General features: G+C 39.6%; 20 protein-coding genes. 5 read left to right on the plus strand and 15 right to left on the minus strand.

Going from position 1 to position 20071, the window contains the following annotated elements:
• Nucleotides 1–241: 241 nt before the first annotated feature.
• Nucleotides 242–721, plus strand: a complete 480-nt coding sequence (locus tag ACIQCO_RS02945) for a YkyB family protein (protein ID WP_400425751.1) — start codon at nt 242–244, stop codon at nt 719–721.
• A gap of 196 nt (nt 722–917) precedes the next feature.
• Here the strand turns inward: ACIQCO_RS02945 and ACIQCO_RS02950 are convergent, their stop codons facing one another.
• On the minus strand, nt 918–1430 hold the full coding sequence (locus tag ACIQCO_RS02950; protein WP_400425753.1) for an RDD family protein: 513 nt from the start codon (nt 1428–1430) through the stop codon (nt 918–920).
• Nucleotides 1431–1635: 205 nt separating this feature from the next.
• Here ACIQCO_RS02950 and ACIQCO_RS02955 point away from each other — a divergent pair, with 205 nt between their 5' ends.
• Nucleotides 1636–2805: an aminotransferase A gene (locus tag ACIQCO_RS02955; RefSeq protein ID WP_400425755.1), complete on the plus strand. Its 1170-nt coding sequence runs from the start codon at nt 1636–1638 to the stop codon at nt 2803–2805.
• Nucleotides 2806–2821: 16 nt separating this feature from the next.
• Here ACIQCO_RS02955 and ACIQCO_RS02960 read toward each other — a convergent pair whose 3' ends face one another.
• The 10 genes from ACIQCO_RS02960 to ACIQCO_RS03005 form a co-directional block, all read right to left on the minus strand.
• Nucleotides 2822–3001: a hypothetical protein gene (locus ACIQCO_RS02960; protein ID WP_400425757.1), complete on the minus strand. Its 180-nt coding sequence runs from the start codon at nt 2999–3001 to the stop codon at nt 2822–2824.
• A gap of 71 nt (nt 3002–3072) precedes the next feature.
• Nucleotides 3073–3951: an NAD(P)-dependent oxidoreductase gene (locus tag ACIQCO_RS02965; protein WP_400425759.1), complete on the minus strand. Its 879-nt coding sequence runs from the start codon at nt 3949–3951 to the stop codon at nt 3073–3075.
• A gap of 164 nt (nt 3952–4115) precedes the next feature.
• Nucleotides 4116–4589 (minus strand): hypothetical protein, encoded by a 474-nt coding sequence (locus ACIQCO_RS02970; protein WP_400425761.1) that lies wholly within the window; start codon nt 4587–4589, stop codon nt 4116–4118.
• Nucleotides 4590–4791: 202 nt separating this feature from the next.
• The gene (gene ptsP / locus ACIQCO_RS02975) at nt 4792–6507 is read right to left on the minus strand and encodes a phosphoenolpyruvate--protein phosphotransferase (protein WP_400425763.1); all 1716 of its coding nucleotides are present in this window, start codon (nt 6505–6507) and stop codon (nt 4792–4794) included.
• Nucleotides 6507–6773: a phosphocarrier protein HPr gene (locus ACIQCO_RS02980; protein ID WP_066084815.1), complete on the minus strand. Its 267-nt coding sequence runs from the start codon at nt 6771–6773 to the stop codon at nt 6507–6509. The genes ptsP and ACIQCO_RS02980 overlap by 1 nt, the downstream gene beginning before the upstream one ends.
• A gap of 315 nt (nt 6774–7088) precedes the next feature.
• A complete protein-coding gene (locus ACIQCO_RS02985; protein ID WP_400425765.1) occupies nt 7089–8783 on the minus strand; it encodes a glycerol-3-phosphate dehydrogenase/oxidase in 1695 nt (564 codons plus the stop codon).
• A 233-nt stretch (nt 8784–9016) separates the two neighbouring features.
• Entirely contained in the window at nt 9017–10237 is a 1221-nt protein-coding gene (locus tag ACIQCO_RS02990) for a hypothetical protein (RefSeq protein ID WP_400425767.1), read from the minus strand.
• The gene (locus tag ACIQCO_RS02995) at nt 10234–11433 is read right to left on the minus strand and encodes a DUF58 domain-containing protein (protein WP_400425769.1); all 1200 of its coding nucleotides are present in this window, start codon (nt 11431–11433) and stop codon (nt 10234–10236) included. The genes ACIQCO_RS02990 and ACIQCO_RS02995 overlap by 4 nt, the downstream gene beginning before the upstream one ends.
• Complete coding sequence (locus ACIQCO_RS03000; RefSeq protein ID WP_400425771.1) at nt 11430–12380, minus strand: AAA family ATPase; 951 nt, start codon at nt 12378–12380, stop codon at nt 11430–11432. The genes ACIQCO_RS02995 and ACIQCO_RS03000 overlap by 4 nt, the downstream gene beginning before the upstream one ends.
• A 138-nt stretch (nt 12381–12518) precedes the next feature.
• Nucleotides 12519–12710, minus strand: coding sequence for a hypothetical protein (locus tag ACIQCO_RS03005; protein ID WP_024029035.1), 192 nt, complete (start codon nt 12708–12710; stop codon nt 12519–12521).
• 245 nt (nt 12711–12955) lie between these two features.
• Here ACIQCO_RS03005 and ACIQCO_RS03010 point away from each other — a divergent pair, with 245 nt between their 5' ends.
• Nucleotides 12956–13144 (plus strand): YkvS family protein, encoded by a 189-nt coding sequence (locus ACIQCO_RS03010; protein ID WP_066084800.1) that lies wholly within the window; start codon nt 12956–12958, stop codon nt 13142–13144.
• Between the two features lie 45 nt (nt 13145–13189).
• Here ACIQCO_RS03010 and ACIQCO_RS03015 read toward each other — a convergent pair whose 3' ends face one another.
• On the minus strand, nt 13190–13309 hold the full coding sequence (locus ACIQCO_RS03015) for a DUF6254 family protein (RefSeq protein WP_235845458.1): 120 nt from the start codon (nt 13307–13309) through the stop codon (nt 13190–13192).
• A gap of 145 nt (nt 13310–13454) precedes the next feature.
• On the opposite strand from ACIQCO_RS03015, the gene ACIQCO_RS03020 reads away from it, so the two are divergent.
• Entirely contained in the window at nt 13455–14066 is a 612-nt protein-coding gene (locus ACIQCO_RS03020) for a CPBP family intramembrane glutamic endopeptidase (RefSeq protein ID WP_400425774.1), read from the plus strand.
• Between the two features lie 33 nt (nt 14067–14099).
• Here the strand turns inward: ACIQCO_RS03020 and ACIQCO_RS03025 are convergent, their stop codons facing one another.
• Nucleotides 14100–15149: a YkvI family membrane protein gene (locus ACIQCO_RS03025; protein WP_400425776.1), complete on the minus strand. Its 1050-nt coding sequence runs from the start codon at nt 15147–15149 to the stop codon at nt 14100–14102.
• A 184-nt stretch (nt 15150–15333) separates the two neighbouring features.
• Here ACIQCO_RS03025 and ACIQCO_RS03030 point away from each other — a divergent pair, with 184 nt between their 5' ends.
• Nucleotides 15334–17493: an ATP-dependent Clp protease ATP-binding subunit gene (locus ACIQCO_RS03030; protein WP_400425924.1), complete on the plus strand. Its 2160-nt coding sequence runs from the start codon at nt 15334–15336 to the stop codon at nt 17491–17493.
• 240 nt (nt 17494–17733) lie between these two features.
• On the opposite strand, the gene ACIQCO_RS03035 is transcribed toward ACIQCO_RS03030, so the two are convergent.
• Together ACIQCO_RS03035 and ACIQCO_RS03040 are read right to left on the minus strand one after the other, a co-directional pair.
• Nucleotides 17734–19428 carry a M3 family oligoendopeptidase gene (locus ACIQCO_RS03035; RefSeq protein WP_400425778.1) on the minus strand — a complete coding sequence of 565 codons (1695 nt, stop codon included), beginning with the start codon at nt 19426–19428 and terminating at the stop codon, nt 17734–17736.
• 103 nt (nt 19429–19531) lie between these two features.
• Complete coding sequence (locus ACIQCO_RS03040; RefSeq protein ID WP_400425780.1) at nt 19532–19972, minus strand: MarR family winged helix-turn-helix transcriptional regulator; 441 nt, start codon at nt 19970–19972, stop codon at nt 19532–19534.
• Between the last annotated feature and the right edge of the window lie 99 nt (nt 19973–20071).

A 20071-nucleotide genomic window follows, 5' to 3' on the forward strand; every position in this document is an offset into this window, starting at 1 on the left:
ATTTTACAATGAAATTAACTGAAAGAAAGTAATTTATTGAAAATAAGGATTATTTCACTAAAGTTTTATATTCTTTCATAGTATGGAATGGATTTAGTAATCCTAATACTGCCCTGATTATATTTCAATACCAAAAAAATCAACTAGTCTTATCAGAAAATAAAATCCTTTGTTGTATTTCTATTTCCCTGAAATAAAGGTATAATATAATTGTTTTAAAAGATAGAAAGGAGAACATATTTTGAATCCCGATCAGAAATACCCCCTTAAAAGTGTAAACCTAACCATCGAAAACCTCGCTCAAGCAGTTTTTATTGTGAATCGCCATGCAAAAACAGCACCGAACCCCAAATTTTTGTACAAATTAAAACAAGAATCATTAAAAAAATTGATTGAAGAAGGTAAAGCAAAAAAGGTAGGTCTCCATTTTTCTGAAAATCCGAGAAATAGTCAACAGCAATCAGATGTACTCGTTGAATGTGGAAAATATACCTTTCATATTCCTCCAACTAAAACGGACTTTCATGAGCTCCCCCATCTTGGTAAATTGGATGGCCATGTAAGAAACCCAAAAGCAACCCTTTCACTAAATACAGCGAAAGCATTATTACAAACCTATACTGGTATCTCAGATTTCGATCAGCCGCCTTCAAATCCGCGAAAAAACCAGCGACCCTACCAAAAACCGATTTTCAAAAAATTAGGCGAAAGATATTCCTAATAATCGCAAAAAGCCAGGATGCACCTGGCTTTTTGTTTAGAATTGTCCAGCTCCAGCGCCCTAGCGGCTAATGTCCTTCGCACTCCGCCCTACGATAAGTCAACATCGGTTCGCTAGCGCTCACCGTGTTTCCTTTATCTCAGTTGGAGTGCTCCAGGCCATACACCGCTGAACAGGGCGCTTGCGCTTTTCTATTTTAATTATCTTCTACAACAACCGTTCCGGCAATTAAATCATGTAATGATTGTTTCTTTTCGGTAAAAGCGGCCATGATATAGCCAATATAAAATATTCCCGATAAAAAACTCATTGCCATTAACCGCCCAAATGCGCGCCAAAAAGAAATTCGGTTCCCTTGCAGGTCTGTTACTTTCAGCTTTAATAGTTTTTTCCCAACAGTTGCCTGCCATTTTGATGCGTGCATGCCCGCATAATAGGCGGTGCTGGCAATCACTCCTATCAGGACCATCAGCAGGGTCAATAATAGTAACGAGATTGCTTGCTGATCGGTAATATCTCCGGTTTCGAACGCTGCCGGATCCGTAAATACATCCATTGTGCCGAACCCAAAAACCATAATTACAATCATAAGGATAGTTAGTGGGATTGAGATAATGACAGAGTCTAGCAAATAGGCGGCAAAACGAATCCAAAATCCTCCGTACTTCACTTGCTTTACTGACTGTTTTTCTAAAGAATAGGGTTCCATCGAATTCCTCCAAGATAATATTGAAAATTCGAATATAAGTATATCATTAGAAGCGGTTCAATTATTCTTTTTTTAAAATATTTTATAAATGATGTGATAATTTTTGTTAATCCTTTGCTAGAAATGTAGAACCTTTAGTGAAAAATAGTCTATAATCAATATATTCTACATCTAGATTATTCCTGATACGGAAGGATGAACACTATTGGAGCACTTGATTAATCAGCGAGTAAAAAATATCGAAATCTCAGGAATTCGGAAATTTTTTAATCTGGTTTCCCATATGGATGACTTGATTTCTTTTACCATAGGGCAGCCTGATTTCCCAACCCCGGAGCATGTAAAAATGGCGGGAATTGAGGCAATTAAGGAGGACTTTACCTCCTATACTCATAATGCCGGTACAATTGAATTAAGGAAGGCAGCCTGTGATTTTGTTGAAAAAAAATATAATTTACACTATAAACCTGAATCAGAAGTGATTGTGACCATGGGGGCAAGCGAAGCAATTGATATTGCCTTTCGTACGATTTTATCAGAGGGGGCAGAAGTCATCCTGCCCGGACCGATTTATCCTGGATATGAACCGATTATCCGGATGATGGGCGCTATCCCAGTCCATGTTGATACAAGCGAAAATCATTTTCGCTTTACTTTAGAGTTGATTAAACCATTTATCACAGATAAAACTCGGTGTATTGTCCTTCCATACCCATCGAATCCGACTGGAGTAAGTCTCTCTGAAGAAGAACTGAGAGAAATGGCCGCGTTTTTTAGGGAAAAGGATATTTTTATTTTAGCCGACGAAATCTACAGCGAGCTTACCTTTGATCAGCCTCACAAATCAATTGCGAGCTTTATTAAAGAAAAGACGATTGTAATTAACGGGTTATCCAAGTCCCATTCCATGACCGGCTGGAGAATTGGTTTTTTATTTGCGCCGGAAAACATTACTAGGCACATTTTAAAGGTTCACCAATACAATGTGTCCTGTGCCAATTCCATTGCTCAAAAGGCAGCATATGAGGCGTTAACGACAGGAATGGATGACGCTATTACCATGAAAAAGGAATATCTGGCGAGAAGGGAATATGTTTATCAACGGTTAATTTCAATGGGATTAACAGTCGTCAAACCTGATGGGGCGTTTTATTTCTTTATTAAAATTCCAGATTTCATTCCATTAAACAGTTTTGACTTTGCCCTTCTGCTTGTGAAGAAATCAAAGGTAGCGGTTGTTCCAGGCAGTGCATTTTCCGATTATGGCGAAGGCTATTTCCGGTTATCCTTTGCCTGTTCCATGGAAACGTTAAAGCTTGGCCTAGATCGGATTGAGCAGTTTTTAAAAGATGAGAAAAAGCTAACCCTCACTTAAAAAGTGAGGGTTAGCTTTATTGACCTTTATATTCCCCATCATTCTTTGATGCCTTTTCCTTTTTAGCCTTTTCCTTATGAAGTTGATTGGCCGCTGCCGAACCCATTTCATGGGCAAACTCTTCATTTAAAACAGCAGAATCAAAACCCTTTTTATTCTTTTGTTTTGCATCATTCTTCTTTGTCCGTTTTGCCATTAACCATTCCTCCTATTTTCAAGATTCCATCATAGTTTCTTGAAGGCAGGAGGAAATTATTCATTCTCAATTTAGTATTTCCAATATTTATAGAGGGCTTGGGTACCGCTATTTTCTTCCCCTCGTTCAACTAATTGATCATAAAGCGACTTTGCCAATGCTAACCCGGGAACCTCCATATCCATTTGTTCAGCCTCATCTAAGGCTATTTTCATATCCTTAATAAAATGCTTTATATAGAAGCCCGGTTCAAAATTTCCATGGAGCATCCTTGGGGCGAGATTGTTTAATGACCAGCTTCCGGCTGCTCCCGTTGTAATACTTTTCAAGACATTTTCCGGATTTAGGCCTGCTTTTTCGGCATAAATGATGGCTTCACAGACACCAATCATGTTGGAGGCAATCGCGATTTGATTAGACATTTTCGTATGCTGCCCTGCTCCCGGCGCTCCTTGATAAACGATATTTGTTCCTAGCAACTCAAGTAGACGGTGAACCGCTGTAAAGGCAGCTTCTTCACCGCCTGCCATGATGGAGAGCTTTGCTTCTCTCGCCCCCACGTCTCCCCCAGAAACCGGCGCATCAATAGCCTCGATTCCTCTCTTCTTCGCCTGTTCGTAGATTTTTACAGCGAGTGATGGTGCGGAGGTGGTCATATCAATTAAATAACTCCCCTCTCTCCCATTTTGAATTAACCCGTTTTCACCTAAATAGATTTCTTCAACATCCTTCGGGTAACCGACCATCGTAAAAATAACGGAAGCCTTTTCCGCCACTTCCTTTGTCGTTTCTACCCATTCGGCACCTTTCTCCAACAATTCTGCTGCTTTTTCTTTTGTTCGTGAATAAACAACCAAAGGATAGCCGGCATTTAGCAAATGCTCCGCCATACTTTTCCCCATCACACCAATTCCAATAAAGCCAATTACCGTAGTTTCTGGAGTAAACAAATGAATCCATCCCCTCATTGGATATTTTCTTTTATTTTAGCACTATCATTTTTTTTTGAGAATAAAAAAAGACCGGGACGTCCCAGTCGTCCAAGTCTTCGTGCTCCATCTCCAAATTTATGCACATATTAATGTTACCCAAAAAAATCAAAGATAAACCGTTATTATAGTTCGGAAGAAAAGTTTGTTAAAAAGACACGGCCAAATACTTCCTCATTATTAAACACTTCGATAGAAACGGCCTGATCTTGCTCAATCATGCTTTTGAGCTCATCAATATGTAAATCTTTCTTTAAGGGAATGGGGTCCATAAAAATATATTTCTCACTTTTTCCTTTTACTTCTAAATATTCACCGTTCAATACTTGGTCCTCGCCATAAACAATTTCCCGTTTACCAATCGCCGCAGCAAGCCTTTCATCGTGGATGCTGACTTTCACTTTATATAATTGATCCCCATCAAGGATTTCATTGTTAATGCGAAAGCGGAATTGTAGCTCATTATTTTTTGTGAGCAGCGCATCTGCATAACGATTAACAATCAATTCATTAGAAAATAGCATTCCACATCCGCTCAGAAACGAGAAACAAAAAATACCTAAGACTAAAAACTTCACGATTCGAATATTAATTCGCATTGATAACACTCCCTTATAATTTTACCATAGCCAAAATATATTGGTGATAAACGTAAAGAAAGGTTGATGAAGGAAAAAAATATTCAAGTTTCTATTCCTCCATTTTAGTCCATACCTATATTATACAAGATTATGAAAGGAAACACTTGGAAATAGGTAAAGAAAAAGGACCAACATTACATAATGTTGATCCTTTAACAATTTATTTTTTCGTTGCTAAATTAACTGCTTCGATAACCTGTGAAGTTGTTTGCATATTTAGCACTTCTTGTGCAAGTTTTTCCATGTCAGACTTTTTCAAGTTCCGGATTAAGGAGCGAGCCTTTAGAATCGAAGTGGCGCTCATCGAAAATTCGTCAAGGCCAAGGCCAAGAAGAATCGGAATCGCTGTTTCATCACCGGCCATTTCCCCGCACATACCTGTCCATTTTCCTTCCGCATGTGATGCGTCAATGACCATTTTCACTAAGCGTAAAATTGATGGGCTATATGGCTGGTATAGATAAGAGACACGCTGGTTCATCCGGTCTGCAGCCATTGTATATTGGATTAAATCATTTGTTCCGATACTAAAGAAGTCAACCTCTTTTGCAAATTGGTCAGCCAAAACCGCGGTTGATGGAATTTCCACCATGATCCCTAGTTCAATCTTGTCGGCCACCTTCTGCCCTTCAGTAAGAAGCTTTTGCTTTTCTTCCTCAAGAATCGCTTTAGCTGCTCGGAATTCATCCAACGTTGCAATCATCGGGAACATGATTTTTAGATTGCCATAAGAGCTTGCCCGTAATAAGGCACGAAGCTGGGTACGGAAAATCCCTTGCTCTTCTAAACACAAGCGAATCGCGCGGAAGCCTAGGAATGGATTCATTTCCTTTGGTAATTCCAGGTATGGCAGCTCTTTATCCCCGCCAATATCCAAGGTCCGAACCACAACTGGTTTGCCTGCCATTCCTTCTAAGACTGCTTTATAGGCTTCAAACTGTTCTTCCTCGGTTGGAAGCTGGTCTCGACCCATGTAAAGGAATTCAGTTCTATACAGTCCGACACCTTCCCCGCCGTTTGCGGTAACCCCTTTTAAGTCATTCGGTGTACCGATATTGGCGACCAATTCAACATGGTGGTTATCAGCTGAGACAGTAGGTTCATTGACGAGTTTCGCCCATTCCGCTTTTTGAGCTTCGTATTCTTCGTGAATATTTCGATATTGTTCAACAAGTTCAGGTGTAGGGTTAATATGGACTTCACCTTTTAAACCATCAACAATCACTAAATCCCCATTATTAATGGCTTCAGTCGCCGTCTTGGTGCCGACAACAGCAGGAATTTCCAAAGAACGCGCCATAATCGCTGAATGGGATGTCCGTCCGCCGATGTTCGTCGTAAAGCCTTTAACAAATTGCCGGTTCAATTGAGCGGTATCAGAAGGGGTTAAATCTTCTGCGACAATAATCACTTCTTCGGCAATCATGCTTGGATTCACTACTTGAACTCCTAATAAATGAGAAAGAATCCGTTTGGTCACATCACGGATATCCGCTGCCCGTTCTTTCATATATTCATTATCCATTTGTTCAAACATCATGACAAACATGTCAGCCGTTTCTTTAAGGGCTGATTCTGCATTCACATGTTCAGATGTGATCTTATCTTCAATCGGTGTGTTTAATTCCGGATCACTAAGTACAAGAAGATGTGCTTCAAATATCGCAGCCTTGTCCTCGCCGAGGTCGATCTTGGCCCGGTCACGAATCGCTTCTAGTTCTGCTTTGGATTTGTTCATTGCTTGACGGAAGCGTTCAACCTCTTCGGCAGCATCATCGATTTTTATTTGTTCAAAAGAGAGGTCCGGTTCAACTAAACGGTATGCTTTGGCAATCGCAATCCCATTTGAAGCGGCTATTCCTGATAAAAAAGTCATTATTCAGCCAAACCTTCTTTTTTCAATGTTTCTTCAAGGCTGCTTAGTGCAAGGTCTGCATCACTGCCTTCCGCAGCAATCTTAATGTCCGCTCCCTGGCCAATCCCAAGTGACATAACACCCATAATCGATTTTAAATTCACTTTTTTCCCTTTATATTCTAAAGTAATTTCGGAATCGAATTTGCTTGCTGTTTGTACCAATAAAGTTGCCGGTCTTGCGTGAATTCCAGTATCTGCGATTACTTTAAATTGCTTTTCTGCCATGTTAAATCAAACTCCTTTAATAGTTATCTAAAATTTTACTTGCTTCATTTAAAAATAAACATTTCTTCTCATTTAGTCAACTAAATCAATACTAGGTTAATGATGTAAAAGGTTAATCCATTTCGTATTTTTACCTAAAGGAAAACAATCATGTATCGATTTTTCACCCAAATGCTAGAATAGCATTTTCATCATTTTCAAACAACTTAAATACTCAGGATTCGCCAATGTTCACAAAAACGTCAAGAACATTCATTTTCATTCCTGCTATTCCCCTTTAGAAGAAAAGAAAGCCGTCGCAGTCGACAGCTTTCTTTATTCATTTCCGTCCAGAACATGAGGATATTCGTTTTCTTGGTCAACAGGGATAATTGTAGCGAGTAGGGCTTCTTCTAAAGATATACTATATCTTTTCATTTCCTGTTCGGTCCAATCCAGTCTTTCCGCCATGTAAGCCGTCACTTGTTTCTTCCACTTTTCAACTAAATCAATATTGAACAAAATTGCACCGGTCCGGCGATTGAAGAAGTCAATTGGTGTGGCAATCATCTCGTGCTCTATTCCATAAACTAACTGTGCAAATAAATCGAGCGGTAGCTGGGATTTAGCGGCGGCATCTTTATTCTGCTTAATTAGGTCATAAACAATCTCAACATTTGAGCCGTAGATGGCTGCTAACCGTTCAGCCTCCGCTTTAGTTAACCCGGCTTCTGTACCGCTACTGATTTGTTGGGCAACATAGGTATGAAAATTTGCTGATCCACCGACATTGCCGCCTGAAATCGACAAATGCTTTGTTTGGCATGATGAGAAGCTTCTTGCTTCCTCTGCCTGAAATTTGGCAGCTATTAAATTTACGATCGTTTCAGCCATTTTGCGATAACCCGTTAATTTACCGCCTGCAATGGTTATTAACCCGGAATTGGACTCCCAAATTTCATCCTTCCGCGAAATCTCAGATGCCTTTTTCCCTTCCTCATAAATAAGCGGACGCACTCCAGCCCAGCCTGATTCAATATCTTTTTCGCTGATTTTCACTTCAGGGAACATGTAATTGATGGCATTGATGATATAGCTGCGGTCACTAATCGTCATGCCAGGATTTAGCGCATCTTCATTATAAAATGTGTCAGTTGTACCTACATACGCCTTTCCATCTCTAGGAATGGCAAAGACCATTCTGCCATCTGGTGTATCAAAATAAATGGCTTGTTTTAAGGGAAAACGGGACTGGTCAATGACAAGATGGACACCTTTAGATAATTGGATTGTTTTTCCTTTCTTGGATTGATCCAGTTCACGAATGGAATCAACCCAAGGTCCAGCGGCATTGACAACCTTTTTCGCATGTATCTCATATCTTTCACCGGTTAACTGATCTTCGATAAGGACACCGGCCACTTTTGTATTTTCGTAGATGAGCCTCAATACCTTTGTATAATTACAGGCAATTGTCCCTCTTGCAGCCGCAGCCTTGATTACTTCCATCGTCAGCCTGGCATCATCTGTGCGGTATTCAACATAATAGCCTCCGCCCTTTAGACCAGCCCTTTTTACAAGCGGCTCCTTCGCCAAAGTTTCCTCAATGGATAACATCTTCCGCCGTTCAGACCTTTTTACTCCGGCTAAGAAATCATAAACGAGCAAGCCAATTGAAGTACTGAATTTACCGAAGGTCCCTCCCTGGTGCAATGGAAGCAGCATCCATTCGGGTGTTGTCACGTGCGGACCGTTTTCGTAGACGATTGCTCTTTCCTTCCCAACCTCCGCAACCATTTTTACTTCCAATTGTTTTAAATAACGAAGCCCGCCATGGACAAGTTTCGTTGATCTGCTGGACGTTCCAGCGGCAAAATCCTGCATCTCAACAAGTGCTGTGTTCATTCCTCTGGACTGGGCATCCAGGGCAATGCCAGCCCCAGTAATTCCACCGCCAATAACCAGTACGTCATATGTGTCACTTTTCAATTTATTAACAATTTCTTTGCGATTTAAATTTGAAAAATTCAATGTGTTTTCCTCCCGATTATGAAGCCCTTATATTTAATATGCGTAGATAAAAGAATCGGAAATAAAAAAAGACCACAAAGACATTACCTACAATCGGTAACGTTTTCGTGGTCTCTCCATATCTCCAGCCAATTTATTAACTTAAAACCTATTTTACTATATGGAAACCGATTTGCAAATAATTTTTATTTAAAAAAGCAATATACGATTCGTGCCTGATCTCTAATCAGTACTTAATTAGGTTTGGATTTTTTCTTCTTATCATTTAAACTTTTATAGATTTCTTTTAATTGCTGTTTTAATTGGTGAATTTCCGTTTTCATCATGGTTTGTTCCTCAATTGAGGATGTTCCCTCCCCGTAACGGACCTTTTCATAGATGGCGATCGCTTTAGACGAGGCTGATAAACCGACCCGCTGCCACCATTCATCAAGTGTTTCAAACGGAAGCCGGCCTAACTTTAGCTTGACAGCGTATTTTTCTAATTCAAATATTTCTCGTCTAATATTATCCTCCGGCGGCTTGGTCCGACGGCGGAAAAGGTTTGATTGAATTGACCCATACGTACCTTCTGAAACAGAAACAACAGCTGAATGAGCGACGGAAAAATCCTTCTTCGTGAATTTCTTTCTATACAGAAAGATGATAAATGCAACGGCCGCCAGGATTAGTAGAATATACAAAGTATATTCTGTCTTTTCGTAGGATGGCGGTTGGTATTCATCAGGCAAACCGGTGCCGGTTTTTATATTCGCTTTTCGTCCTTCATTCCTGTTTATACGTAACAGATAGTCCAGAACCCCAAAAAGAGGTTCCGAAACTGCCGATAAAAGGATGACAATGAAATGTAAAACTCCAAATAAAATCATTTGAATGTATTTAAGTAAAACAGCCGGGATTACCCCAATCGCCATAACCGCTGCAATCACTTTTAAAAAGTAAACGGCAAACTTGGCTTTATCTGTTTGAATCGAATTCCATTTTCTAAAAAATCCGCCAAGAAGCACTATTACTAGCTGTGTGATAAGCAATATAATGATTTCACTTTGGAAAGGATACTTACTCATGGCTGAATAAATGATCGCAGCCAAACCAATTATGAATGAAAGCAGAAGCAAAAGGGCTTCAGAACGTTCTGAAACATCATCAAACAAGGAAAGCCCCCGCCAATAAATAAGCAATCCGAGTCCTAATCCGCCATAAAGTGGCAGTCCTGTTTGAAACCCGATCAATAACATTAATGGTAAAATGGTTACAAAATAAAGCCATTTTCCGTTATTGTGAAATTTTGCAAGCAGCAGCGAAAAAAGAATGATACTGCTGATACACAATACTGCCAATATCAGGACAGGTGGATACTCGTTTTTATTGATATAAATTAAAAATAGAAAAAGCATCCCTAAGATGAATTCTAAAATAAATTGATAGGTAACAGCCGCCACACGGTTCATCATAGCAGCATCCTTCTTTCCTGGTGAATGACCATTTCACTTAATAAGCCAAACTCCTGTTCAATTTTCAATTCAAATAATTTTGCTCCTTTTTTCGATATCCCAAGCAGCATCCTCTTGGTGTCGACTGTCTTAATCCCAGCATGGATGAAATAGGGCTGGGCGGTTAAATGCCTGCTATAAAAGGAAAGCATATAATCATACGGCAGACTTGTATTTTGTGTACTAACTGAAGCGAGTGTCTCTAATACCTTTTGTAAATGCTCTTTCCCTTCTCCTAATGGAAGATAAAGAAATGGAGTGCTCCCAGCCGTACGAACGTTAATGCAAAGCGAGTAGGGAATTTGCTTATGGAAAGCATAGTAGGCAAACTCCGTGATGCTGCTAAGTAATTTTTCAAGATTTCCTGTAATCGAATGTCCATCGGAAACATTAAGCGCGATATTCCAGCCTTTTTCCGCGATTCGTTCATATACTTTTGTTTGGAGCTCCTGTTTTCTGGCACTGGCTTTCCAATGAATTCGATTAAAGCTGTCGGAGGGCACATAGTCCCTTGTTCCAACGGGACCAAGCAATTCCTCATAAACAGAAGTCGGGACAACATGGATTCCTTGAAGGACAGAGATTTGTTCCTTTAAACCTTTTACAGGAATAGGCAGCGGATAGACTACTGCTTGTTGTTTCACGAAATATTTGGATTCTAGAATGGTTTCCCCAAAACCTAACAGACTGGGAACACGAAACTCGATGGAGCGAATCCTGGCAATTCCCCGCCGTGCCGCTGTAAAGGGAATTTTTACCTGTTTTGCTTGATTGGTAAATAACGAAAAAGGAATCGACATCTCATACATGGAAGAATGACTTGTTTCCTGCTGCTCTTCATCTGGCGACACAAAATAATCAAAATAAATCTTCAACTCAGCTTTTAAAATCGGAAACCCCTCGTTCCGAAACGTTAAGAACCATTCGCCTTTATCGCCAATAAAAAAATGATTTTTTTCAGACAGATTATCAAAATAGAGCTTTTCTCCCGCCCTTTTTAAATAAAGCTGATTACAGAAAGCGACAATTAGGAAAAAAACGGCAAGGAACAGCACTAATTTTGATTGAATATAAAGACTTACAATAATGAGGATGATGGCAAAGCTGCTAATACCCGGAATTTTCCGATCTTCTACCGAATATTTTTTCCAATTCATCCATTTGTACCTGCTTCTACCGGGACAGGTATCGAATCAAGAATTTCTTCGATAATTGTTTCTGCTGTTTTCGTCAGTGACCCTTCAATCGAAAGAAAAATTCGGTGTCCCAGCACAAATGGGGCGACTGTTTTCACATCATCTGGTGTAACATATGTACGTCCATTTAAAAAAGCTTTTCCTTGTGCAGCTTTCATAAGCGCCAATGTTCCTCGAGGGCTGACACCTAGCTCGATGCTATTGTGTTCGCGTGTCTTTCTTACAATCGATAAAAGGTATTCTTCGATATCCGCTGAAATTTGCGTGCTATTTATTGCTGTTTTTAATTGCTCTATTTCTTGAATCGAAAATACTTGGACAATAGGGTCAATTTTTTGATTGCCGCGATGAATTTGCATAATTCTTTTTTCATCCTCGTAATCTGGATAACCCACTTTTATTTTGATAAAAAATCGATCCATTTGCGCAACAGGCAATGAAAAGGTCCCTTGCTGGGATTCCACTGGATTTTGGGTAGCAATCACCATAAAGGGCTCTTCTAACGGTACAGTTATGCCATCGATGGTTACTTGCCTTTCTTCCATTACCTCCAATAGACTGGACTGGGTTCTAGGTGTTGCCCGGTTAATTTCATCCGCCAAAACGATGTTTGCCATAATTGGGCCCGGCCGAAGCACAAACTCCTGCACCTTTGGATTAAAAAACTGAATCCCGGTTACATCGCTAGGAAGAACATCCGGGGTAAACTGGATTCTCGAAAACTTTCCGCCGACTGCGGCTGCAAAGCTTTTGGCGAGCATTGTTTTTCCTGTTCCTGGGACACTTTCTAATAGAATATGTCCATTAAATAAAACGGAAATGGCCATTAACTCAACTTCCAAATCCTTTCCTACGATAACCTTGCCGATCTCCTGCTTTAATTGATCGATTTTCTCTGTAAATCCCATTGTTTCATCCCCTTAGACGCTAATTGCATGTTTATTTCCTTTTATATTTTAGCAAATTTTTATACTTTTCCAAACCTTTAACTAATATAAAGAAAAAGAAGAGAACTCAAATTACTGAGTTCTCCTCTTAAAAAGCTATTAACTTCTAGGTTCTTTTAAATATTGATACAAAACATCTCCGCCCCGCTGACCGATGCCGCGGAAATGCTTAAAATCGTTTCTTTTTACAAGAACCTCGCGAAATTCCATAAAATCTTCATTCTTGACGTAATATTCTGAGAGCTCCCCTGTCATCAGTCGATCCAAAATTTCCGTTATTTCTTCCTTCATTGTTGCACCACCTTTACCATCTTTATTTTACCTTATTGACCTTTCATAAAGTCAACTTTCATTAAAGATCACACTCTATCTTTGTAAGCGTTTTCTATTCTTTTTGCATGATTTGTTACATATAATCAATTAATCAAGAGAAATTAACAAAATTGTCAAATAAAAGCCTTTACGAATGCTAAAAAGTAGTGCAAACTGTTATTTAAATGGATTTTATAGTTTTGTAATGTAGAGGAGAGAGACTAATGAAAAAAGCAGAAGTAGGTAATATCATCGAATTCCGCGGCGGCTTGCAGGGGATTGTAGAAAAGGTAAATGAAAATTCTGTCATAGTCGACCTAACATTTATGGATAATTACCGTGATTTAGAATTGGATCAGCGTACAGTTGTCAACCATAAAAACTATAAGGTGGTAAAAGAAAGCGCTTATTAATAGAATCGTAGAAAAGGCAGCCCAGGCTGCCTTTTCCCTTATGTCTTACTTTCCTTGCCCAGTTTCTTTTGCTATTTGCTTTAATGATTTTACCTTACCATGGGGATTTTGATCCTGTTTCCTGACAGTCCATTCCCTTTCATGCTGACTCTGCGATTTACTCATCACATTCACTCCTTTCCCGATTATTTTTTTCTTCTTTTGATAATCTTATCAATGTATTTGGTTAAAATGTTTAATGTAATCATTTCCTTTCCGGCATTTTTTTTGTTAAAGTATACTTTATTGATTCTTAAAGGGGTTCGCTAAAATGAAAAAACACTTCCTAAACATCCGCTTTATTGCCGGATTGATTATTGCACATGCACTGATATTCTTTTCCTTTCATGATAAAGCAATCTTTTGGTATATCTTTACTGGATCATTGCTCGTACTAATAGCATTTGCGATGTTTCAAGGTGATGTTGATGATGAGGCACCCTTTTTCCAATATATTTTCCTGGGAGCAATCAGCGGACTCTTGATATATTTTGTCTTTTGGCTGGGATTTCAAGCCATCCACAATCTTCATCTTCCGTTTGAAAAAGACATAAAAAAACTGTACCGCTGGTATGAACCAAAACTGTTTTGGCAGTATATTGCACTAGTTTTGGTTGCTGCGCCTGGAGAAGAACTTTTTTGGCGGGGGTTTATCCAAAAAAGTCTATTAGCTCACTTTAAACCGATTGTCAGCATTGGAATAGCCGCGTTATTATTCGCCTCAGTCCATATCTATTCAGGCTCATTTTTACTAGTCGCTGCTGCCTTAATTTCAGGTTTTTTCTGGGGTTTACTTTATTATTGGAAAAAGAGTATGCCGCTCGTCATTGTTTCACATATCGTCTTTGATATTATGATTTTTATCTTCTTACCGTTAAAATAGAAAAAAGCAGCTGATAACTCTTCAGCTGCTTTCTTAATTTCTCTTACTTGGTGAAAATGGTTTCATCCACAATAAAATAAAAAACGACATACAAATATAGCCGAACAATGGATATAGGTAGGAAAGGAGCGTACTATAATTCACAAGGCTTATCAGGTAAGAGACGGCAAAAATAGCAGTAACCGATACCATTGTCGAAACCGGAATAAGCTGCTGCAGCTGCCTATCAAGGCCAAAGACATTTCCAATCACAGAAGTAAAAATCTCCCCATAAATAACAAGAACAAAAATCCAATAAAAGAATGGAGCCAGGTTTTTCATAATAATGGCCATTGGAATATCATACAATTCTAAATTCGGAAGCATTATTAACGTAAAATGACTACCGATTAAAATCAGTGTTAATGCCAGTCCGCCAAGGATTCCCCCCCATTTGATTGTCCAGTCATCCTTAACCTCTGTGGCAACCGGTACTAATACTGCCTGGGCTAAGCCAAGATTCAATGCTGCATAAGAAAAAGGAGCAATCACACTCTTCCAGCCATCCGGAGCATGGGGAATATACAAAAATTGTTCTAAAAAGTTCGGCATTTGCACGGATAAAAACATCAAGATTAAACTGAAGGTAATCATCAATGGAACAACAAATGTATTAACAGCAAACAGACCTTTTGTTCCGACAAGCATCACAAGATAAGAAAGAAAAATCGTTAGAAAAACGCCAATATTTCTTGGCAGCCCTAACTGTTCCTCAAACACCGCTCCCGCTCCGGCAAGCATTACTGCGCTAACCCCAAGAAGCATTAACAGCATAAATATATTAATGACACTGCCTGCCCATTTTCCAAACAGGTACTCATTAAAGTCTTGATAGGATTTTGCCTCGATTTGAGCCGCCATTCTCATCATTTTCGATCCAATCATTACAAAGAGATAACCGCTCATTAATATACTAATAAAGCCAAAGAAACCGAATCGCGAAAAAAATTCAACGATTTCTTTTCCTGTGGCGAATCCTGCTCCCACAACAGTTCCTACATAAACTGCCGCAATTTGAAAGGCTTGATTCCAATTCCTGTTCACACCATCTCCCCCTTATCATCAATATATGACCATGGGGACAAACAAAGACGAGCTTTTTTTCCTTAATTAGTAAGCATTCCCATAGTCAAAAAACTTGAAAGTCAAAAAAGGTCAGAGTATACTATGGTTCATAAGGTCAAATATAGTCAAAGTCAAATATCAATAACTAGGAGGTTATTTTATGATGCTTTGTCAACGATGCAATCAAAATCAAGCTCATGTTCAATTAACCGTGAACGTGAACGGGAAGCGAAATGATATGAAACTCTGCCATGAGTGTTATACAAAAGAAAAGCAAGCATTAGGCGCAGGCTTTGGCATGAAACTGAACCCATTTCAAGGATTCCCACTTGAAGATTTCTTAATGAATAAAAACTATTCAGAGGGTCAAAACCTGGCTAATCAATTCGCTCCGCAAAATCAGCGTAAAACGGCACACGGAGGTTTTATTGACCAATTCGGCCGGAACTTAACTCAATTAGCTAATGCAGGCTTAATTGACCCGGTAATTGGACGTGACGAGGAAGTCAATCGCGTCATTGAAATCCTAAATCGACGAAACAAAAATAATCCCGTACTAATCGGTGAACCAGGTGTCGGAAAAACAGCTATTGCCGAAGGGCTTGCCCAAAAAATTGCTGAAGGAGATGTCCCTGGCAAACTGCGGAATAAAGAAGTTTATTTATTAGATGTTGCATCACTTGTTGCCAATACCGGCATTCGTGGGCAATTTGAGGAACGCATGAAACAATTAATTACTGAGGTACAGGAGCGTAAGAATGTGATCCTGTTCATTGATGAAATTCATCTGCTTGTTGGAGCTGGTTCCGCAGAAGGTTCCATGGATGCCGGCAACATCTTAAAGCCTGCACTTGCCCGCGGTGAATTGCAGTTAGTCGGTGCCACAACCTTAAAGGAATACAGGCAAATTGAAAAGGATGCCGCCTTAGAACGCCGCTTCCAGCCAGTACACGTCCAAGAACCAACTGCTGGCGCTGCGATTGAAATCTTAAAAGGCATTCAGAAGAAATACGAGGATTATCACGATGTCATTTATACAGATGAAGCAATCCTGGCTTGTGTAAACCTATCACAGCGCTATATTCAAGACCGTTTCCTGCCGGACAAAGCGATTGACTTACTTGATGAAGCAGGTTCAAAATTGAATCTTACTGCTGATAACAAAAGTAATGAGCAGATTGAAGCTCGCCTAAAAGAAATTGCAGCTGCTAAGGAAGAAGTACTAAAAAATGAAGAGTATGAAAAGGCAGCAAAGCTGCGTGATGAAGAAGCAAAACTTGAGAAGTCTTTAAATCATGTTCCAAGTTCGGAGAGACCAATTGTAACGATTAACCATATTCAAGAAATCATTGAACAAAAAACCGGAATTCCGGTTGGTAAACTACAGCAAGACGAACAGCTTAGAATGAAATATTTAGAAGAAAACTTAAACAAAAAGGTCATCGGGCAAGAAAAAGCTGTCCAAAAAATTTCAAAAGCGATCCGCCGCAGCCGTGCCGGCTTAAAAGCAAAGAATCGTCCAATCGGCTCATTCTTATTTGTCGGCCCGACAGGTGTCGGAAAAACCGAGTTATCGAAAACACTAGCGGAAGAATTATTTGGGACAAAGGATTCGATGATTCGCCTTGATATGAGCGAATACATGGAAAAGCACAGTGTCGCTAAATTAATTGGTTCTCCTCCCGGCTATATTGGACATGATGAGGCAGGTCAACTTACTGAAAAAGTTCGTCGGAACCCTTATAGCATTATTTTACTGGACGAAATTGAAAAGGCTCATCCTGACGTCCAGCATATGTTCCTGCAAATCCTCGAAGACGGTCGTCTCACGGATAGTCAGGGAAGAATTGTAAGCTTTAAGGATACGGTCATCATTATGACCAGCAATGCCGGCATTGCCCACAAACCAGTTCACGTTGGCTTTGGAATAAGCGAAGCAGTTGAGGAAGCAAGTATTCTCGATTCGCTCGGCAGCTTCTTTAAGCCAGAATTTTTAAATCGTTTTGATAGTATTATTGAATTTAACTCACTCGCTAAAGATCATATTTTATATATTGTTGATTTAATGTTAGCTGATTTATATGAAACATTAGCAGAACAAAACATTGAATTAACAATCACAGCGGATGCAAAAGAAAAACTAGCTGAGCTTGGTTACCACCCTGCCTTTGGCGCACGTCCTCTTCGCAGAGTAATCCAAGAACAGCTTGAAGATAAAATTGCTGACTTCATTTTAGACCAGCCAGATACAAAAAAACTAGCCGCTATAGTTGAAGACGGGGAATTAAAAGTTGTTTCAGAAATTGCAGTAACTGTTAAGTGATAATAAAGCGAAGCCACTAATGAAGCGGCTTCGCTTTTATTTTTAAGGCTGTGTTAAAAGTGAATGTTGATTTCCGTTCCAGGCGCTTCGCTTTCCGCGGGGCGGGCGGTGAGCCTCCTCGGCGCTAAAGCGCCTGCGGGGTCTCGCCTGTCCCGCTGCTCCCGCAGGAGTCTCGCGCCTTCCACTCCAATCAACATTGTGATCAAAATCAACAATATTCTTTAACACAGCCATTTTTTATTAGAGCCTTTTATCATCCACAGAATTTAGCCAATTCTCAATTTCACCCACCACTGATTCGACACAGCCATCTTCAAATGGCGAAATTAAATTGGCAGCCGCAGCAAGTTTGGTAAACGACATGCTGCCGCCAAGCTTACACAGCTTGACGTAATCTGCCCAAGCTTCTTCTTGATTCTCTCTTGAACGCTTCCAGAATTGGAAGGCGCAAATTTGCGCAAGCGTGTAATCAATATAATAAAACGGCGAATTATATATATGTCCCTGGCGTTGCCAGAAGCCGCCATTTTCTAAATATTCATTGCCATCATAATCTTTATGCGGCATATATTTTTTCTCAATTTCACGCCATTGAAGCTTGCGCTCTTCCGGAGAAGCTGTTGGATTTTCATAAACCCAGTGCTGGAATTCATCAGCTGAAACCCCATATGGCAAGAAAAGAAGCGCATCACTTAAGTGTGAAAACTTATATTTATCTGTATCCTCTTGAAAGAAAAGCTCCATCCATGGCCACGTAAAAAACTCCATACTCATGGAATGGATTTCACATGCTTCGTAGGTTGGCCAATAATATTCCGGAATTTCAAAATGACGGCTGGAATAAACCTGGAAGGCATGGCCCGCTTCATGTGTCAATACATCGATATCCCCTGAAGTTCCATTGAAGTTGGAAAAGATAAACGGCGCTTTATAGTTCTCAATATACGAACAATATCCACCGCCGGCTTTCCCTTTCTTGGCAACGAGATCCATAAGGTTATTTTCCTGCATAAACCGGAAAAAGTCTCCCGTTTCCTTTGAAAGATCTTCATACATTTTTTGTCCGTTTTCAATAATCCATTCTGGACTTCCCTTTGGGGTCGCATTACCAGTCTGAAAAACGAAGCCTTCATCATAATAATTTAATTGGTCAAGGCCTAATCGTTCGCGTTGACGAGTTTTAAGTTTTGTCGCAATTGGGACAATAAAATCCTTCACCTGCTGGCGGAAATTAGCGACCATTTCTGCGTTATAATCGGTTCGCATCATTCGGTAATAACCAAGTTCAACAAAATTTTCAAACCCTAATTTTTCGGCTATTTCCGTTCTTACTTTGACAAGCTCATCATAAATTCGATCAAGCTCTGCTTCATGCTCAGCGAAGAAACCAAATTTCGCCTCACTTGCCCGCTTGCGCATTTCTCTGTCAGTCGATTCGATGAACGGATCGATTTGTGCAAGTGTTCGTTCTTCTCCTTCAAAGTCTATTTTCGCTGCAGCAATCAGCTTCGTATATTCTGTTGATAACCGATTTTCCTTTTGCAATAACGGAACGATTTCCGGTTTAAACGTCTTAAGCTGTCCTTCGGCTAGTGCGAAAAGCTGCTTTCCCCACTTTTTTTCTAACTCATTGCGGAATTTTGAATCAACCAATGCTTGATAATAGTTGGTCACTAACCCTTCAACCTCAGGCTGGAGTTCATCCATATAATCTTGTTCTGCTTTATAAAACTCGTCGTTCGTATCAATCGAATGACGGATATAGCAAAGGTTAAACATAGTGCCAAGGTCATTTCTAAACTCATTTACCAAATTCATTGCCTTACTTTGTTCCTCAACGGTGGCAGAATTCTTGAATTCTTCAATTGCCGCGTTAAACTTTGTTGTGATGTCAGTAAGATTTGGCCGTTCATATGTATAATTTTCAAATTTCATTTATCTCTCTCCTATAGTAAAAATTTTTTTAATATTCCAACCCCTTTTATTATACACTATCGACTACTATTCATTACAAAAAAAAATACGACCATTGGCCGTATTAAAATTTCCCCGCAGGCAGACCTAGTTTTTTCAATAGGTCAATTGCTTCCGTTTTCTCCGAATCTGAGAGGCTCGACATTAACCTATCGATTTGCGCTGCATGCTCCGGAAAAATATCCTGAATAAACTTTTTTCCCTCGTCCGTAATTTGAGCGTACGTTACCCTTCGGTCGCTTGGACAGGCGACTCTTTTCAACAATCCCTTTTGTTCGAGCTTATCGACCACGTAAGTAATGCTTCCGCTCGCAAGCAATATTTTTCCGCCAATTTGCTGCATCGGCTGATCACCTTTATGATAAAGCAGTTCTAAAACAGCAAATTCAGTAGGATTTAACCCACTTCCCTGAATAACCTTATTTACGTGTTCATTAATGGCTTTATAAGCTCTTGAAAGGACAATATATAGCTTCAATGATTTAGCAATTGCATCATTTTCCATACAAAACTCATCCTTTTAGGTTTAAATAATCATAATCTAGTTTACGCTAAATTATCTCGATTTCAAACTTATTATAAAAAAAATATGGATTATTGTCAA

The organism is Neobacillus sp. NPDC093127 (assembly GCF_044754175.1).
In the GTDB taxonomy this organism is placed as follows: Bacteria; Bacillota; Bacilli; order Bacillales; family Cytobacillaceae; genus Neobacillus.

Bases quoted from the DNA above. Each gene is read 5' to 3' on its own strand.
- ACIQCO_RS02950 (WP_400425753.1), bottom strand. From the start codon at position 1,430: ATGGAACCCTATTCTTTAGAAAAACAGTCAGTAAAGCAAGTGAAGTAC.
- ACIQCO_RS02960 (WP_400425757.1), bottom strand. From the start codon at position 3,001: ATGGCAAAACGGACAAAGAAGAATGATGCAAAACAAAAGAATAAAAAG.
- ACIQCO_RS02970 (WP_400425761.1), bottom strand. From the start codon at position 4,589: ATGCGAATTAATATTCGAATCGTGAAGTTTTTAGTCTTAGGTATTTTT.
- ptsP (WP_400425763.1), bottom strand. From the start codon at position 6,507: ATGACTTTTTTATCAGGAATAGCCGCTTCAAATGGGATTGCGATTGCC.
- ACIQCO_RS02980 (WP_066084815.1), bottom strand. From the start codon at position 6,773: ATGGCAGAAAAGCAATTTAAAGTAATCGCAGATACTGGAATTCACGCA.
- ACIQCO_RS02990 (WP_400425767.1), bottom strand. From the start codon at position 10,237: ATGATGAACCGTGTGGCGGCTGTTACCTATCAATTTATTTTAGAATTC.
- ACIQCO_RS02995 (WP_400425769.1), bottom strand. From the start codon at position 11,433: ATGAATTGGAAAAAATATTCGGTAGAAGATCGGAAAATTCCGGGTATT.
- ACIQCO_RS03000 (WP_400425771.1), bottom strand. From the start codon at position 12,380: ATGGGATTTACAGAGAAAATCGATCAATTAAAGCAGGAGATCGGCAAG.
- ACIQCO_RS03005 (WP_024029035.1), bottom strand. From the start codon at position 12,710: ATGAAGGAAGAAATAACGGAAATTTTGGATCGACTGATGACAGGGGAG.
- ACIQCO_RS03010 (WP_066084800.1), top strand. From the start codon at position 12,956: ATGAAAAAAGCAGAAGTAGGTAATATCATCGAATTCCGCGGCGGCTTG.
- ACIQCO_RS03015 (WP_235845458.1), bottom strand. From the start codon at position 13,309: ATGAGTAAATCGCAGAGTCAGCATGAAAGGGAATGGACTGTCAGGAAA.
- ACIQCO_RS03020 (WP_400425774.1), top strand. From the start codon at position 13,455: ATGAAAAAACACTTCCTAAACATCCGCTTTATTGCCGGATTGATTATT.
- ACIQCO_RS03030 (WP_400425924.1), top strand. From the start codon at position 15,334: ATGCTTTGTCAACGATGCAATCAAAATCAAGCTCATGTTCAATTAACC.
- ACIQCO_RS03035 (WP_400425778.1), bottom strand. From the start codon at position 19,428: ATGAAATTTGAAAATTATACATATGAACGGCCAAATCTTACTGACATC.
- ACIQCO_RS03040 (WP_400425780.1), bottom strand. From the start codon at position 19,972: ATGGAAAATGATGCAATTGCTAAATCATTGAAGCTATATATTGTCCTT.